Below are 14,872 nucleotides of genomic sequence, written 5' to 3' on the forward strand. Positions count from 1 at the left end.
CCGACCCGACCGCGCTGCACCCGATGCCCGAGCAGCCGCGGGTCGTCCTCCTCAAGCCCCTGGTCACGTCGCCGCTCATCGAGGTCGGCGAGTTCTCGTACTACGACGACCCGGACGACCCGACCGCCTTCGAGACCCGCAACGTGCTGTACCACTACGGGCCGGAGAAGCTGGTCATCGGGAAGTTCTGCGCGCTGGGGGAGGGCGTGCGGTTCGTCATGAACGGGGCCAACCACCGTATGGACGGCCCCTCCACGTTCCCGTTCCCGATCATGGGCGGGTCCTGGGCCGAGCACTTCGACCTCATCACCGGGCTACCGGGGCGGGGCGACACCGTGGTCGGCAACGATGTGTGGTTCGGCTACGGCGCGATGGTGATGCCCGGCGTCCGTATCGGGCACGGGGCGGTGATCGCCTCGGGGGCCGTGGTCGTCGACGACGTACCCGACTATGGCATCGTCGGCGGCAACCCGGCCCGCGTCATCCGCCGCCGGTACAGCGACGCCGACATCGAGCGGCTGCTCCAAGTGGCTTGGTGGGACTGGCCGTTGGAGCACATCACCGCACACGTGCGGGACATCATGTCGGGGAGCGTCGGCGAACTGGAGCGGGCCGCGCCGACCGGGTGAACCGGGGCGGCGCGGCCCGCGTCGGTCAGTGCAGGCAGAGGCAGAAGGGGTGTCCCGCCGGGTCCGCGTAGACCCGCCAGTTGGTGTCCGGGCGGATCTGGTCCGTCCGCTCCAGGAGCGTCGCGCCGAGGGAGAGCACCCGCTTCTCGTCCGCTTCGAGGTCGTCCACGTCGAAGTCCAGGTGGACCTGTTGCGGTCGCTCCTGGCCCGGCCACTGCGGCGCCTTGTACCCGTCCACCCGCTGGCAGGCCAGGGGCGTCCCCTCGAACCCGACGACGTCGACCCAGTCGGGGTCGTCGGGGTCCACGACCACCCGGCCGCCGAGCAGCTCCGCGTAGAACTCGGCGAGCTGTACGGGGTCGGCACAGTCCAGTGCGACAGCCTGCAGTTTTCGAATCACTTCGGGCACTCCTCGCTCATCCGCCGCTTCTGCGACATCCTGCACGCGAAGTGTCGTACCCGCCACCGCGGCGGACATGCCCGCCGCGGTGGCATGCCGTCAGCCGCGACCGATCAAGTCCGGTGCCGGCTCCGCCAGTTGCTCGCCTGCGGCATCGGCGTCCGTGCCGGGCCCGGTGGTCGTAGCCGTGGCCGTGTCGGGGTTTTCGCCGCCCGTCCGTCGCCACAGCGGCTTCAGCCGGTACGTGAACAGGTACACGATCACCGCGACACCCGCGGCGACGAGCATGCTGAGGTCGCCGGCTCCCGGGTGGGCCGAGGCGAAGGCGCCGGTGTAGATGTTGGACACCCAGAAGGGCACGGAGGCCAGCACGCCGGCCGCCCAGGCCACCAGGCCCCAGTCGACGACCCTGGAGCGGTCGTAGAGCTCGGCGATCCTGCGGGGGTCGCCGCGCCCGCCCAGGTAGAAGTCGATCAGGAGCACCGCGGCGAACGGCGCGATGAAGTACGCGGTCAGGTTGAGGAAGACCTTGAACTTGTCCTCCGTGCCGGAAGCACCCCACAGGCTGATCCCGTAGGCGAGGACGCAGATCCCGGCCACCGCCTGGGTGCGGGTCACGGGGACCTTGAGGGTCTGGACGGAGATCGCGCCGCCGTAGACGTTGAGGAAGTTCTGGGCCAGCGCGGACAGGCCCACGGCGACGAGCGCGGGGACGGCGAACGGGCCCATCAGCTCGTGCAGGGCGGTGATGGTGTCCGAGCTGGAGGCGGAGGCGCCGACCACGACGCCCAGGATGCCGAGCCAGGCGATGGTGAGGAAGTTGCCGAGGGCGGTGTACCAGGTGGTCTGCCGGACGACCTTCGCGGTGTCGGGCAGGTAGCGCGAGTAGTCGGAGGCGAAGGGCATCCACGCCACGAGGAACGCCAGGAACCAGCCGCCGAGGGTGATCGAGCCGCCGGCCGCGCCGACGTAGCCGTCCGCGTGCGGGTTGGCCTCGAAGAGGCTGCCGCCGCGGACCACCGCCACGACCGTGATCAGCACGAACAGCGGGGTGAGGACGTACGTCAGCGCCCGCTGCAGGAAGTTGATCATGTTGTAGCCGAAGATGGCCACGACGAGCTCGACCGCGGTGAGCAGGAGGGCGCACAGCCAGTACGGCAGGTGGCTCAGCTCGGCGAAGGCCTTGCCGCCGAGGATGACCGTCACGGCCGCCCAGCCCACACCGGAGAACACGTTGATATAGGCGACGGGCACGAAGTTGCCGAAGAAGCCGAGCGGGCCGCGCGCCTGGATCTGCTGCGGCACGCCGAGGCGGACGCCCATGCGTGACATGACGGCCATCAGGACGGCGCCGACACCGGCGCCGACGACGATCGAACCGGCGGCGGTGGCGAAGCTGAGCCCGAAGTACGCGGCGCTGAAGCCGAGCAGGATGACCGGGAAGTTCAGCCCCGCGGCGAACCACACGAAGAACTGTGAACTCGGTTTACCGTGTCGTTCGCTGTCGGGGATGTGGTCGACGCCGAACGGCTCGACCTTGGTGACGGCGCTGCCGTAGACGGGCGGGCCCTGGGAATCATGGGTCATGGCGTGCTCCGGGGGACGGGGATGCGGGGGCGGACGCGAGTCACCACGGAAGAGGCGCCGTCTGCGAGATGTCGAAGAAGCCGCCACCGCTGTAGACGAGCGGGGCGAGGTCAGAATGGGTCGCCGACACTACACGTCCGGTGAAGACGGTGTGACTTCCGGCCTCCAGGCGCTCGCCGATCTCGACCTCCAGCTGGGCGGCGGAGCCGTCGAGCAGCGGGGCGCCGTGCTCGCCGGGCGCCCAGTCGAGGGTGGCGAACTTGTCGGTGCCCTTGCTCGCGAACACCTTCGCCACGTCGAGCTGGCCTGCCGCGAGGATGTTGATGCCGATGTGGGTGGCACGGTGCAGCGCGGGGTGTGTCGAGGAGCTGCGCTGGACACACACCAGGACCATCGGCGGGTCCAGCGAGATGCTGGAGAACGCGTTCACCGCGAGCCCCTTGGGCGTCCCGTCGTCGTCGGTGGTCACGACGGTGACACCGGTGATGAACTTGCGGTGCACCCCCTTGACCAGGTCGGCCTCGACGGCGGCCTCGTGCGCCGTCGTGATGATGCCGAGCGCCTCGAGGAGCTGCCGTGAGTCGAAGGTCACGGACTCCTCGGTGACGGTGTCACCGTCGAAGCGGGCGAACGTGGCGCCCGACACCTCGACGGGCCTGCCGGTGGGCGGCACACCCATGAACGTGTCGGTGTGCCGGCCCGAGCTGCGCCAGCGCACCGCCAGCCGGTCCCCGTCCACGACCAGGTCCTCGATCTCCGTCCGCAGATCGGGGAACGCCGCCCGCACCGCGCTGATGCTCTCCTTGAACCCGGCACGGTCCTGAGCGGTACCGGCCGGCCCGCGGCGGCGCACGTAGCCGGGGCTCAACACGGCGTCCAGGGCGTCGACTTCACCCCGGTTCCAGGCCGCGTCCCAGGCGGCGCGGAGGCGGGCGGGGCGGTCGGTGGTGTGTTCCAGGGTGAGTGACATGACGGCTCCATCGATCGGATCGGCCAGCTGTTGCATGGCAGATCTGTTGTATGGCAGTGGACCGTAGGAATCGGGCGTCCGCCGTGTCAATGGTTAGGGCGAAATTCGCCACCCCTCAGGCCGAATTATTGGAAAACGCTAGGTCAGGGATGCCTGTTTACTGACACCCCTTGACGGCTCCCCGGGGCACTCTTAGCCTCACTGCCATGGCACAGCAACAATCAGCAGGCCAACACCTGTGGGCCACGCCCACTCGAGGCAGACTGCGCAAGGTCGTCACCGTGGTGGACGAGGTCCTCCTGGAAGTCGGGCGGCCGGTCGCGACCCCCGTACGCCGCGTCGCCGCGGCCGCCGTGATCGAGAACCCCTGGGCCGGGCGCGGATTCGTCGCCGACCTGCAGCCCGAGGTGGAGGACATCGCGCCCGGCATCGGCCGCCTCCTCACCGACCGGCTGATCGGGACGCTGGGCGGTGTCGAGCACATCGAGGCGTTCGGCAAAGCGGCCGTCGTCGGGCTCGACGGGGAGATCGAGCACGGCGGGGCATTGATCCACACCCCGTACTTCGGCAATGTGCTGAGGGAGCTGACCGAGGGCACCTCGATCATCGTGTTCAGCGACGACCGGCTTGCGGCGGGCGAACCGCTGGCCGTACCGGTGTGGCACAAGACCGCCGCCGCCACCCGCTCCCACTACCAGACCGTCCAGATCCGGGTGCCGGACGCACCGCGCCCCGACGAGATCGTCGTCGTGGCCGCCGCCGCTTCGGGGCCGCGCCCCAACGCCCGTATCGGAGACCGCCGCCAGGACCCCGTGGTCCGCCTCGCCGACTTGGAGACCGCCCGATGAACCTCCGCAAGATCCTGACCTACGTCGAAGACATCCACGCCGAGGGAGGCCGCCCCGTCGACTCGGTGGCCCGCACCGCCGTGGTGCTCGCCGTGATCGAGAACCCGTGGGCGGGCCAGGGCTTCGTCACGGACCTGATGCCCGGCATCGACGAGGTGGCACCCCAGCTCGGCGAGCTGCTCGCACCGCGCGTCGTCGAGGCGCTCGGCGCGCCCGTCGAGGCGTACGGGAAGGCCGCCATCGTCGGCCTCGACGGCGAGGTCGAGCACGGCAGCGCGCTCATCCACACGCTGAAGTTCGGCGACCACTTCCGCAAGGCGGCGAACGCCACCACGCTGCTCCCGGCCGTGGAGAAGCGCGCGGTCGCCGGAGGTGTCTTCGACATCCCGCTGAAGCACATCACCGACGCCACCATCCGCTCGCACCACCAGAGCATCGAGGTACGGGTCCCGGACGGCCCGCGCGCCGACGAGATCGTCATCGGCCTCGCCGCCGCGGCCCAGGGCCGCCCGCAGGCCCGCCTCGCCCCGCTCGCCACCGAGCAGTAGGCACCGCCATGGACAAGCCGTCCCAAGGGGCTGTATCGGGTTCTGCTCTGGGCTCGCGGGGGCTGGTGCCTCCGTCTCCGGCGTTGTCGTCGGTCGACGACGCTCCGCGTCGCCTCCCTCCTCCGCCTTGGATCCGAAGGCACCAGCCCCCGCTCCCTGATCCAGATCAGAACCCGATACAGCCCCTCGTACTCCTGCACGGCGTCGGCCTCGACCGCACCATGTGGGAGCCCGTCACCGCCCTGCTGGCCGACCGCTTCACTGTCGTCGCGATCGACCTGCCGGGGCACGGCGCCCGGCCGCCCGTGCGTGGCGATGTCACCCTCGCCGAGCTCGCCGCCGGGGTCGCCGAGCATGTCCCGGCCGGCTCGCACCTGGTCGGGTTCTCGCTCGGCGCCCTGGTCGCCCAGCAACTGGCGCTGCACCGGCCGGAGTTGACGCGCACGCTCACCTCGGTGAGCTCGGTCTGCCGCCGCACCCCCGACGAGCGGGCGGCCGTCCGGGCGCGGCTGCGGGCCGCCGAGAAGGACTTCGAGGCGAGCGCCGCGGCGTCCATCGAGCGCTGGTACGCGGGCACCACCGTGCCGGACGAGGTCATCGACCGGACGCGGGCCACGCTGCGCGCCAACGACGTCGACTCCTTCCTCGGCTGCTACCGGGTGTTCGCGAACGCCGACGCCGAGCTCGGCCCGCGCCTCGGTGACATCACCGTCCCCGCGCTCGCCGTGACCGGCGAGAACGATCCGGGCTCCACCCCGGAGATGACACACCGGCTCGCCGCGGCCCTGCCCTCGTGCCGGGCCGTGATCGTGCCCGGGGCGCGGCACATGCTGCCCGTCGAGCGCCCGGAGGCGTTCGCCGAGACCCTCACGACATTCATCGCGCAGAGCGCACAGCCCATCGACGAGAGCGCACCTGGAGACACCGCACATGTCTGAGCCAACGACGCTCACGACCTGGAAGCACTTCATCGGCGGCAGGTGGGTCGAGCCCGCCGCCGGCGAGTACTTCGACAGCACCGACCCGGCCACCGGCCGCACCCTCTACCGCGCCGCCCGCGGCACCGCCGCCGACATCGACAAGGCCGTCGCCGCCGCGCGCGCCGCCTTCGAGGAACCGGCCTGGCGCGACCTCAACCAGACCAGGCGGGGGCACCTGCTGCGCCGCCTCGGCGAGCTGATCGCCGAGAACGCCGAGGAACTCGCCCTCATGGAGTCGCGGGACAACGGCAAGCTGCTGCGCGAGATGCGCGGCCAACTCGCCTCGCTGCCCGAGTACTTCCACTACTACGCGGGTCTCGCCGACAAGATCCACGGCGAGACCATCCCCACCTCCGACCGCGCCGTCCTCAACTACACGGCGCGCGAGCCCCTCGGCGTCGTCGGCGCGATCACCCCGTGGAACTCGCCGCTGACCCTGACCACCAGCAAGCTGGCACCCGCCCTGTGCGCGGGCAACACGGTGGTCGTCAAGCCCTCCGAGTACACCTCGGCCAGTGGCCTGCGCCTCGCCGAGCTGGCCCTGGAGGCCGGCTTCCCGCCCGGCGTCGTCAACGTCGTCACCGGGTACGGCGCCGAGGCCGGCGGGCCCCTCGTCGACCACCAGGACCTCGCCAAGATCTCCTTCACCGGCTCCACGGCGACCGGGTCGAAGATCGCCGCGTCGGCCGCGGGCCGCTTCATCGGCTCCACCCTCGAACTCGGCGGCAAGTCCCCGCAGATCGTCTTCGAGGACGCCGATGTGCCGAACGCCGCGATGGGTGTCATCGCCGGTGTCTTCGCCGCGGCCGGCCAGACCTGCATCGCCGGCAGCCGCGTCTTCGCGCACCGCTCCGTCTACGAGGAGCTGCTGGAACGGGTCTGCGAGCGCGCCAAGTCCATCCGGATCGGGGACCCCCTCGACGAGGCCACCGAACTCGGCCCGCTCGCCTTCGAGGCGCAGCGTGACAAGGTCGCCGCGTACGTCGATCTCGGCCGCGAGGAGGGCGCCCGGGTGCTGACCGGCGGCGCACCCACCGACGGCGGCACGGGCGGCTGTTTCTACGAGCCGACCGTCCTGGTCGACGTCGACAACGGCATGCGCGTCGTCCGCGAGGAGATCTTCGGTCCGGTCGTGGCGATCATGCCGTTCGACACCGAGGACGAGGTCGTCGGCCTCGCCAATGACACCCAGTACGGCCTCGCGGCCGGGATCTGGACCACCAACCTGTCCCGCGCCCACCGGGTCGCGGGCCGCCTCGACGCGGGCACGGTCTGGGTCAACACCTACCGGGCCATGTCCCCGATGTCCCCGCGCCAGGGCTTCAAGGTCAGCGGCGTCGGCGTCGAGCACGGCACCGAGACCATCAAGGAGTACACGCGGCTCAAGAGCGTATGGATCAACACGAGCGAGGAGCCCGTGGCCGATCCGTTCACGATGCGGAGCTGAGGCCGCCATGCCACAGATCACCGTCACGCTCGCCGAGGGCCGCACCCCCGAGCAGATCAGGACCCTGCAGCGCGAGGTCCACGAGGCCGTGCTGCGCTCGATCGACACACGGCCCGAGTACATCCGGGTCGTCGTCCACGAGGTCCCCGCCACGCACTGGGCCACCGGAGACACCACGATCGCCGAGCTGCGTGAGGCCACCCGCACCACCGTTCAAGAGGAGTTGTCATGAGGTTTTCGCTGTTCGTGCACATGGAGCGCTGGGACGAGAGCACCACCCACCGCGAACTCTTCGAGAACCTCACCGAGCTGACGCAGATGGCCGAGGCCGGCGGGTTCAGCACGGTGTGGGTCGGCGAGCACCACGCCATGGAGTACACGATCTCGCCCAGCCCGATGCCGATCCTGGCGCACCTCGCGGCGAAGACCGACACCATCCGGCTCGGCGCGGGCACCATCATCGCCCCTTTCTGGCACCCGATCCGGGCCGCGGGGGAGACCGCGCTGCTCGACGTGATCAGCAACGGCCGGGCCGAGGTCGGTCTCGCCCGCGGCGCGTACCAGATCGAGTTCGACCGCCTCGCGGACGGGCTCAAGGCCTCCGACGGCGGCAAGCACCTGCGTGAACTCGTCCCCGCCGTACGGGCGTTGTGGCAGGGTGACTATGCGCACGACGGTGAGATCTGGCAGTTCCCGACGGCGACCAGCGTGCCCAAGCCGGTGCAGCAGCCCACCCCGCCGATGTGGATCGCCGCCCGCGACCCCGCCTCGCACGACTTCGCCGTGGCGCAGGGCTGCAACGTCATGGTGACCCCGCTGATGAAGGGCGACGAGGAGGTGGCCGCGCTCAAGGAGAAGTTCGACACCGCCGTGGCCAACCACCCCGAGGTCGAGCGCCGCCCCGACATCATGGTGCTGCGACACACCCACGTACACGCCCCCGAGGACCCGGAGGGCTGGCGCCCGGCGGCCGAGGGCATCAACAAGTTCTACCGGACCTTCGACGCCTGGTTCGGCAACAAGAACGCCCCGGTCAACGGCTTCCTGGAGCCGAGCCCCGAGGAGAAGTTCGCCGAACGCCCCGAATTCGCGCCGGAGGCCCTGCGCAGGACCGCGATGATCGGCACGCCCGCCGAGGTGATCGAGCGGCTGCGCGGCTACGAGGAGCTGGGCGTCGACGAGTACAGCTTCTGGATCGACAACACGCTCTCGCACGAGGAGAAGCGCGAGTCGCTGAAGCTGTTCATCAAGGAGGTCGTGCCGGCCTTCGAGTAGGAGGCGCCACCACCACGGCATTGCCCGGACGCTTGCATGGCAATTCCGCGTACCTCTGTCAATTGACGCTACGCAACCCAGCAGACTAGGTTCCCGTGCCATGCAACAGACCAGCATGCAGGCGAAGGTCGCCGAAGAGCTGCGCCGGATGATCATCAGTGGAGAGCTGCCGCCACGCTCCAGCCTCTCCGAGATGACGCTGTCGCAGACCTTCGGCGTCAGCCGCACCCCGATCCGCGAGGCGCTCAAGCAGCTTCAGATCGAGGGGCTGGTGGAGGTGCGGCCGCGGGTCGGCACGTTCGTCGCCGTCCCCTCGCGCCGCGAGATCACCGAGCTCTTCCAGATGAAGGAACTCCTCGAAGGCGCGGCGGCCCGCCTCCTCGCCTTCCGCGGCAACGTCCCCGAGGTGGAACGGCTCGCCGCCAACATGAGCGCCGCCGACGACGCGGTGCGCGCCGGCGACCCGGAGCAGTACGAGAAGCTGGTGCACGACTTCCACGAGCTGATCATGGTCGGGGCCGACAACTCCAAGCTTGAGGCCCACTACCGCACCCTGATGAACCAGCTCGCCTACGCCCGCCTGGTGCGCACCTCCCTGTCCCAGCCGGGCCGCCTCACCGAGTCCGACCACGAGCACCACCGCGTACTCGACCTCATCCGCGCCAAGGACGGCGACGGCGCGGAGCGCGTGATGCGCGAACACGTGCGCCGCAGCCATCAGGCGCTCATGGCGGGGATGGACGACGACCGGTTCAAGGACTGACGAACGGTTCAGGGGGTGAGTGGGACCCCGCCGAAATGAGGTGCGGGCACCCGTGCGCGTGGTGTGTCATCGGCGCATGGACATCGAGTTGGGGACACCGGGCGTCGGCGGGCTGGGCGAGGTCGTCGACGTTCTACGGGGATGGCAGCACGACACCGCGCCGATGCAGCTGCACCCCGGCGACCTTGGCTGGTACTGGAGGAACGGCGCGGAGCGCACCGCCGCGAGCGTGCGGACCTGGCGGCGCGGCGGCCGCGTGGTTGCCGTCGGACTGCTCGACGGCCCCACCCTGCTGCGGCTGACCCTCGCGCCCGACACCCACCAAGACGTAGAGCTGGCACGGCAGTTGGTCACCGATATGGGCGACCCGAAGCGCGGGGTCCTGCCCGAGGGGCCGGCCGGCATCGAGGCTCCCCGTGGCGTTCTGCTGCACGACCTGCTGGCCGATGCCGACTGGCCCACCGGCGAGGCATGGACGCCGCTGTGCCGCGATCTCACCGAGCCGGTCCGACCCCCAGCCGTACGGATCGAGGTGGCGGGGCCCGACCGGGCGGACGCGTACGCCGCCGTGCACCGGGCGGCATTCGACGGGGCGACGTTCACCGGGGCGCGGTGGCACGCGATGGCGGCCGGGGCGCCGTACGCGCAGGCGCGGTGTCTGCTCGCGTACGACGACGAGGGCGCGGCGGTGGCGGAAGTGACGGTATGGTCCGCGGGCCCCGGCAGGCCGGGGCTGCTCGAACCCATGGGCGTCCACCGGGACCACCGCGGCCGGGGCCACGGGACGGCTATCTGCCTCGCCGCGGCGGCCACCCTCCGCGAACTCGGCGCGTCCAGCGCCCTCGTGGGCACACCGAGCGCCAACACCGCGGCGGTTGCCACCTACAAGGCGGCAGGCTTCCGACCGCGCCCCGAGGTCAGGGACCGCCACAGGCCCTAGGGTCCTAGTCGCCGGTCGCGCCGTCGGCCATCTCCCGCAGGATGTCGATGTGCCCGTTGTGGCGTGAGGTCTCCTCGACCATGTGCATCAGGATCCAGCCGAGGGTGACATGTGTGCCGTCCCTGATCGGTCGCTTCGCCGTCGCCAACAGGTCCGTTTCCGCGACCAGTTGACGGTATCGGGCGCTCTGCTCCTCGTACTCGGCGACGAGTTGGGGGACAGGGGTCTGCGCGCCGAGCCGCATCTCGCGGTCCGGGTCCTCGTCCGTCCACGGGCCCGCGTCCTCCTCGCCGAGGAAGATCACCTGGATCCAGTGGTACTCGACCCACCGGAGGTGGTTGATCAGGCCGCCCAGTGTCATGAGCGGGGAACCGGGCAGAGGTGCCGCGCCTCCGTGCTCGGGTGCGAGGTCGGCGCACTTGGCGACGGCCGTGGCGCGCGCGTAGTCGAGGAAGGTCGTGAGCATCGTGCGCTCGTCCCACGACGGCGGCATGTCGGTGCGTGTCATGGCGTGATCCTGGCACGGGGCGACAGGCCTCGACAGTAGATTTCGCCGCCGCGCGGCGACCCGGCTACGCCGTCCCGGTCCCGCCGAGCCGCTCCCGCAGCGTGCCCGCGAACTCCTCCGCGCGACCGAGCTGTTTGCGCAGGTCCGCGACGCGGTCGGCCGCCGCCTGCTCGAAGTGGCGTACCCGGTCGAGGAGTTGCTCGCGCTCGTCGCCCGCGGGTGACGGGGTCGCGTCGAGGCGGTCCGTGGCGTCGAGCAGGTCCCGCATCTGGTCGAGGGTGAAGCCGAGCGGCTTCATGCGGCGGATCACCATCAGGCGGGCCACGTCGTGCTCGGTGTAGAGGCGGAAGCCGCCCTGCGAGCGGGCGGACGGGATGACGAGGCCCGTCTCCTCGTAGTGCCGGATGGTGCGCAACGACAGCTCGGTCCGCGTGGCGACCTCGCCGATCTGCATGTGCTCGCTGCTCACGCGGCGCCCTTCTCCGTGTCTACGTGTCTACGTGGGTGGTGTCACCGAGGCCACACCCGGTGACGTCGATCTCTACCCTAACGTCAGGGTAGAGTTGCCGGTCGTCAGGGTCGGCCGTGCGCCACCCGCCCTTTTCGTACGCACAGGCCGCGCGACGCCGGTGTGCCCGACCACGACAGGTTACTTTCCCTTGGCCCCCTCCTCCGCCCCGTCCGTCCCGTCCCCGGCCGCCCGGCTGCGGCGCCTGCGCCGCCCCGACTGGTGGTCCGACCCGAAGGTGTGGCGCACCGAGATCCTGGCCGGGCTCGTGGTGGGGCTCGCGCTGATCCCCGAGGCGATCTCGTTCTCGGTCATCGCCGGGGTCGACCCGCAGATCGGTCTGTTCGCGGCGTTCACCATGGCGGTGACCATCTCCATCGTCGGTGGGCGGCGGGCCATGATCTCGGCGGCCACCGGGGCCGTCGCGCTGGTGATCGCGCCGCTCAACCGGGAGCACGGGTTCGGTTATCTCATCGCCGCGGTGATCCTGGCCGGTGTGTTCCAGATCGTCCTCGGCGCGCTCGGGGTGGCGAAGCTGATGCGGTTCGTGCCGCGCAGCGTGATGGTCGGCTTCGTCAACGCCCTCGCCATCATGATCTTCATGGCGCAGGTGCCCGAGATGACGGACGTGCCGTGGGCCGTCTATCCGCTGATCATCGGCGGGCTCGCGCTGATGGTGTTCTTCCCGAAGGTCACCAAGGTGGTCCCGGCGCCGCTGGTCTCCATCGTCATCCTGACCGTCATCACGGTCGCCGCGGGAATCGCCGTGCCGACCGTGGGGGACAAGGGCGAACTGCCGTCCTCGCTGCCGGTACCGGGCCTGCCCGACGTACCGTTCACGTTCGAGACCCTGAAGATCATCGCCCCGTACGCGCTCGCCATGGCGCTCGTCGGGCTGATGGAGTCCCTGATGACGGCGAAGCTGGTCGACGAGATCACCGACAGCCGCTCCTCCAAGACCCGCGAGTCGATCGGGCAGGGCATCGCCAACATCGTCACCGGCTTCTTCGGCGGCATGGGCGGCTGCGCCATGATCGGCCAGACGATGATCAACGTAAAGGTGTCAGGGGCCAGGACCCGCCTCTCCACGTTCCTCGCGGGCGTGTTCCTGATGGTGCTGTGCGTGGTCTTCGGGCCCGTCGTCTCCGAGATCCCGATGGGCGCCCTGGTCGCCGTCATGGTGATGGTGTGCTTCGCGACGTTCGACTGGCACTCCATCGCGCCGAAGACGCTGAAGCGGATGCCGGCCGGGGAGATCGTCGTGATGGTGCTGACCGTCGTGGTCGTGGTGGCCACCAGCAATCTCGCCATCGGCGTCGTCGTCGGTTCCATCACCGCGATGGTCATCTTCGCCCGGCGCGTCGCACACGTCGCGAACGTCACGTCGGTCACCGACCCCGACGGAGGTCAGGTCGTCTACTGGGTCACCGGCGAACTCTTCTTCGCATCCTCAAACGACCTGGTGACCCAGTTCGACTACGCCGGCGACCCCGACAAGATCGTCATCGACCTCTCCGCGACGCACGTCTGGGACGCCTCGTCGGTCGCCGCGCTCGACGCGATCGAGACCAAGTACGCGGAGCGCGGCAAGAGCGTCGAGATCATCGGCTTCAACCCGGACAGCGCGGCCCTGCACGGAAAGCTGAGCGGCGAGCTCACGGGCAGCAACTGAGGTTCGACGCGTTGCGATAGCGTCGCTCCCTTTCAGGCAAGGGAGAGTGGACGGTGCGGGTTCAGGTGCAGGGGCGGAACGTTCCGAGGTGGGTCCCGCTGGGAGTGATGGCGTTCGGCGGGGTGTTCGTGATCGTCGGGCTGATCCTGGCGTGGTCGTCGATCTCGCTGCTGCAGGACGCGCGGCGCACCGAGGGCACCGTGGTGGGCATCGAGTGGCGCGGCGGTGAAATCCGTACGTCCGGCAAATCCCGCCACCGCGACGAGCCCGCCGCGTACCCGGTGGTCGAGTTCGCCACGTCGGACGGCGTCCGCCGGACGTTCCACAGCTCGACGGGCTCCAACCCGCCCTCGTACGAGCAGGGGGAACATGTCGAGGTGCTGTACCGGGCCGATTCCCCGCAGGACGCGAAGATCAACGGGTTCCTGTCGCTGTGGCTGCTGCCGCTCATCTTCGGCGGTATCGGGCTGTTCATCACGGCTGTCGGCGCGGTGATCGCGATCGTCCGACGGCGGCTGCGGGCACAGCCGGCGCGGTGAGGGCGCCGGCCATGCCCGCGGTACGAGTCGCACCGGCTACTTGGGTTCCGTCGCGATCTGGATGAGGTTGCCGCAGGTGTCGTCGAGTACGGCGGTCGTGACCGGGCCCATTTCGAGGGGCTCCTGCGTGAAGTGCACGCCGAGCGCGGTCAGCCGCTCGTACTCGGCCCGCACATCGTCGACGGCGAACTGGGCGAGCGGGATGCCGTCCGCGATCAGCGCGTCCCGGTAGGGCTTGACGGCCGGGTGGCCCGAGGGCTCAAGCAGCAGCTCGGCGGCGTCGGGCTCCTCGGACGACACGACGGTCAGCCAGCGGACGCCCTCGCCCAGATCCACGTCGTGTTTCGTCTTGAAGCCGAGGATCTCGGTGTAGAAGTGCGCCGCCTTGGCCTGGTCGTCGACGAAGACGCTGGTCATGTGGATCTTCATAGGGTGCTCTCTTCCGGGTCCTGTGCAGGGGCTGCTGGCGTGAGCCACCGCTCCGATATCCGGCGCAGCGGTGCGGTGTTGAGGTCGTGGTACTTGTAACGGCCCTCCCGCCTGGCCTCGACGAGACCGGCCGCCTCCAGCACGGCGAGGTGCTGGGAGATGGCCTGCCTGGACAGGTTCAGCCGATGCTTCATGGTCAGCCGGGAGCAGATCTCGAACAGGGTCTGCCCCGACTTCAGCGTCAGCTCGTCGAGGATCGTGCGGCGGGTGGGGTCGGCCAGGGCTTTGAACAGGTCATCGGCCACGACGCCAGCATAGGCAAGTGCTCGCTTGCCTATCAACCGGAAGAGTTCGGACGGCTCACTGTCGGCGCACCGCCACCTTCTCCTCGAAAGCGGCGAGTGCCGCCGCCCCGACTGCCTTGTCCTGCTCCCCGTTGCCCCCGCTGACGCCCACGGCGCCGATGACCTGACCCTCGTACACGATCGGGAAGCCGCCGACGAACGCGGCGAAGCGGCCGGGGTGCATGTGCTGGATGCCGAAGGCCTCGTTGCCGGGGAGGGCGGGGCCCTTCGGCGTCTCGTTGAAGAGGTGGGTGGCCCGCTGGTGGCCCGCCGCCGTGAACGCCTTCGCGATGGCGATCTCCACGCCGGTGAGGCGGGCGCCGGTCATGCGGTGCAGGGCGATGGGGTGGGCGCCGTCGTCGGCGATGCAGATCGTCTGCTTGACGCCGACCCGCGCCGCCTCGGCCTCTGCGGCCTCCAGCATGATCAAGGCGTCTTCGAGGGTGAGGCGGTGGATGGTGTGCATGGGCTCTCCCTGCGGTGTC

General features: G+C 70.0%; 19 protein-coding genes. 11 read left to right on the top strand and 8 right to left on the bottom strand.

The annotated features are described in order from the left end of the window. The first annotated feature begins 23 nt into the window (after window positions 1-23). Window positions 24-629, top strand: a complete 606-nt coding sequence (locus tag ACWD2L_RS01285) for a CatB-related O-acetyltransferase (RefSeq protein WP_351330637.1) — start codon at window positions 24-26, stop codon at window positions 627-629. Between the two features lie 25 nt (window positions 630-654). On the opposite strand, the gene ACWD2L_RS01290 is transcribed toward ACWD2L_RS01285, so the two are convergent. The 3 genes from ACWD2L_RS01290 to ACWD2L_RS01300 form a co-directional block, all read right to left on the bottom strand. After that, window positions 655-1,029: a VOC family protein gene (locus ACWD2L_RS01290; RefSeq protein WP_351330268.1), complete on the bottom strand. Its 375-nt coding sequence runs from the start codon at window positions 1,027-1,029 to the stop codon at window positions 655-657. Window positions 1,030-1,128: 99 nt separating this feature from the next. Then, entirely contained in the window at window positions 1,129-2,616 is a 1,488-nt protein-coding gene (locus ACWD2L_RS01295) for a purine-cytosine permease family protein (protein ID WP_351330266.1), read from the bottom strand. A 40-nt stretch (window positions 2,617-2,656) separates the two neighbouring features. Next, window positions 2,657-3,586, bottom strand: a complete 930-nt coding sequence (locus ACWD2L_RS01300) for a flavin reductase (RefSeq protein ID WP_351330264.1) — start codon at window positions 3,584-3,586, stop codon at window positions 2,657-2,659. Between the two features lie 206 nt (window positions 3,587-3,792). Here ACWD2L_RS01300 and ACWD2L_RS01305 point away from each other — a divergent pair, with 206 nt between their 5' ends. The 8 genes from ACWD2L_RS01305 (at window position 3,793) to ACWD2L_RS01340 (ending at window position 10,387) form a co-directional block, all read left to right on the top strand. Continuing rightward, window positions 3,793-4,434, top strand: coding sequence for an amino acid synthesis family protein (locus ACWD2L_RS01305; protein WP_351330263.1), 642 nt, complete (start codon window positions 3,793-3,795; stop codon window positions 4,432-4,434). Further along, on the top strand, window positions 4,431-4,982 hold the full coding sequence (locus tag ACWD2L_RS01310) for an amino acid synthesis family protein (protein ID WP_351330261.1): 552 nt from the start codon (window positions 4,431-4,433) through the stop codon (window positions 4,980-4,982). Before ACWD2L_RS01305 ends, ACWD2L_RS01310 begins: the two co-directional genes overlap by 4 nt. 176 nt (window positions 4,983-5,158) lie before the next feature. Then, entirely contained in the window at window positions 5,159-5,920 is a 762-nt protein-coding gene (locus tag ACWD2L_RS01315; protein WP_451187705.1) for an alpha/beta fold hydrolase, read from the top strand. After that, window positions 5,913-7,409, top strand: a complete 1,497-nt coding sequence (locus ACWD2L_RS01320; RefSeq protein ID WP_351330259.1) for an aldehyde dehydrogenase — start codon at window positions 5,913-5,915, stop codon at window positions 7,407-7,409. Before ACWD2L_RS01315 ends, ACWD2L_RS01320 begins: the two co-directional genes overlap by 8 nt. 7 nt (window positions 7,410-7,416) lie before the next feature. Then, window positions 7,417-7,641, top strand: coding sequence for a tautomerase family protein (locus ACWD2L_RS01325; RefSeq protein WP_351330258.1), 225 nt, complete (start codon window positions 7,417-7,419; stop codon window positions 7,639-7,641). Continuing rightward, a complete protein-coding gene (locus tag ACWD2L_RS01330) occupies window positions 7,638-8,684 on the top strand; it encodes an LLM class flavin-dependent oxidoreductase (protein WP_351330256.1) in 1,047 nt (348 codons plus the stop codon). The genes ACWD2L_RS01325 and ACWD2L_RS01330 overlap by 4 nt, the downstream gene beginning before the upstream one ends. 100 nt (window positions 8,685-8,784) lie before the next feature. Continuing rightward, entirely contained in the window at window positions 8,785-9,447 is a 663-nt protein-coding gene (locus tag ACWD2L_RS01335; protein WP_351330255.1) for a GntR family transcriptional regulator, read from the top strand. 76 nt (window positions 9,448-9,523) lie between these two features. After that, the gene (locus ACWD2L_RS01340) at window positions 9,524-10,387 is read left to right on the top strand and encodes a GNAT family N-acetyltransferase (protein ID WP_351330253.1); all 864 of its coding nucleotides are present in this window, start codon (window positions 9,524-9,526) and stop codon (window positions 10,385-10,387) included. Window positions 10,388-10,391: 4 nt separating this feature from the next. On the opposite strand, the gene ACWD2L_RS01345 is transcribed toward ACWD2L_RS01340, so the two are convergent. Further along, window positions 10,392-10,895: a DinB family protein gene (locus ACWD2L_RS01345; RefSeq protein ID WP_351330251.1), complete on the bottom strand. Its 504-nt coding sequence runs from the start codon at window positions 10,893-10,895 to the stop codon at window positions 10,392-10,394. Window positions 10,896-10,959: 64 nt separating this feature from the next. Next, on the bottom strand, window positions 10,960-11,364 hold the full coding sequence (locus tag ACWD2L_RS01350; protein ID WP_351330249.1) for a MerR family transcriptional regulator: 405 nt from the start codon (window positions 11,362-11,364) through the stop codon (window positions 10,960-10,962). A gap of 190 nt (window positions 11,365-11,554) precedes the next feature. Here ACWD2L_RS01350 and ACWD2L_RS01355 point away from each other — a divergent pair, with 190 nt between their 5' ends. Both ACWD2L_RS01355 and ACWD2L_RS01360 read left to right on the top strand, forming a co-directional pair. Further along, window positions 11,555-13,075: a SulP family inorganic anion transporter gene (locus ACWD2L_RS01355; RefSeq protein ID WP_351330248.1), complete on the top strand. Its 1,521-nt coding sequence runs from the start codon at window positions 11,555-11,557 to the stop codon at window positions 13,073-13,075. Between the two features lie 53 nt (window positions 13,076-13,128). Further along, on the top strand, window positions 13,129-13,614 hold the full coding sequence (locus ACWD2L_RS01360) for a DUF3592 domain-containing protein (protein WP_451187053.1): 486 nt from the start codon (window positions 13,129-13,131) through the stop codon (window positions 13,612-13,614). A gap of 36 nt (window positions 13,615-13,650) precedes the next feature. On the opposite strand, the gene ACWD2L_RS01365 is transcribed toward ACWD2L_RS01360, so the two are convergent. Genes ACWD2L_RS01365 through ACWD2L_RS01375 form a run of 3 tightly spaced genes read right to left on the bottom strand, consistent with a single transcriptional unit; the run spans window position 13,651 to window position 14,853 of the window. After that, on the bottom strand, window positions 13,651-14,043 hold the full coding sequence (locus tag ACWD2L_RS01365) for a VOC family protein (protein ID WP_351330245.1): 393 nt from the start codon (window positions 14,041-14,043) through the stop codon (window positions 13,651-13,653). Beyond that, a complete protein-coding gene (locus ACWD2L_RS01370; RefSeq protein ID WP_351330243.1) occupies window positions 14,040-14,348 on the bottom strand; it encodes an ArsR/SmtB family transcription factor in 309 nt (102 codons plus the stop codon). The genes ACWD2L_RS01365 and ACWD2L_RS01370 overlap by 4 nt, the downstream gene beginning before the upstream one ends. Window positions 14,349-14,403: 55 nt before the next feature. After that, window positions 14,404-14,853 (bottom strand): GlcG/HbpS family heme-binding protein, encoded by a 450-nt coding sequence (locus ACWD2L_RS01375; RefSeq protein ID WP_351330241.1) that lies wholly within the window; start codon window positions 14,851-14,853, stop codon window positions 14,404-14,406. Window positions 14,854-14,872: the final 19 nt, after the last annotated feature.

This window comes from Streptomyces sp. NPDC002754, assembly GCF_053592315.1.

Bases quoted from the DNA above. Each gene is read 5' to 3' on its own strand.
- ACWD2L_RS01310 (WP_351330261.1), top strand. From the start codon at position 4,431: ATGAACCTCCGCAAGATCCTGACCTACGTCGAAGACATCCACGCCGAG.
- ACWD2L_RS01320 (WP_351330259.1), top strand. From the start codon at position 5,913: ATGTCTGAGCCAACGACGCTCACGACCTGGAAGCACTTCATCGGCGGC.
- ACWD2L_RS01300 (WP_351330264.1), bottom strand. From the start codon at position 3,586: ATGTCACTCACCCTGGAACACACCACCGACCGCCCCGCCCGCCTCCGC.
- ACWD2L_RS01325 (WP_351330258.1), top strand. From the start codon at position 7,417: ATGCCACAGATCACCGTCACGCTCGCCGAGGGCCGCACCCCCGAGCAG.
- ACWD2L_RS01305 (WP_351330263.1), top strand. From the start codon at position 3,793: ATGGCACAGCAACAATCAGCAGGCCAACACCTGTGGGCCACGCCCACT.
- ACWD2L_RS01330 (WP_351330256.1), top strand. From the start codon at position 7,638: ATGAGGTTTTCGCTGTTCGTGCACATGGAGCGCTGGGACGAGAGCACC.
- ACWD2L_RS01285 (WP_351330637.1), top strand. From the start codon at position 24: ATGCCCGAGCAGCCGCGGGTCGTCCTCCTCAAGCCCCTGGTCACGTCG.
- ACWD2L_RS01365 (WP_351330245.1), bottom strand. From the start codon at position 14,043: ATGAAGATCCACATGACCAGCGTCTTCGTCGACGACCAGGCCAAGGCG.
- ACWD2L_RS01295 (WP_351330266.1), bottom strand. From the start codon at position 2,616: ATGACCCATGATTCCCAGGGCCCGCCCGTCTACGGCAGCGCCGTCACC.
- ACWD2L_RS01375 (WP_351330241.1), bottom strand. From the start codon at position 14,853: ATGCACACCATCCACCGCCTCACCCTCGAAGACGCCTTGATCATGCTG.
- ACWD2L_RS01340 (WP_351330253.1), top strand. From the start codon at position 9,524: ATGGACATCGAGTTGGGGACACCGGGCGTCGGCGGGCTGGGCGAGGTC.
- ACWD2L_RS01345 (WP_351330251.1), bottom strand. From the start codon at position 10,895: ATGACACGCACCGACATGCCGCCGTCGTGGGACGAGCGCACGATGCTC.
- ACWD2L_RS01335 (WP_351330255.1), top strand. From the start codon at position 8,785: ATGCAACAGACCAGCATGCAGGCGAAGGTCGCCGAAGAGCTGCGCCGG.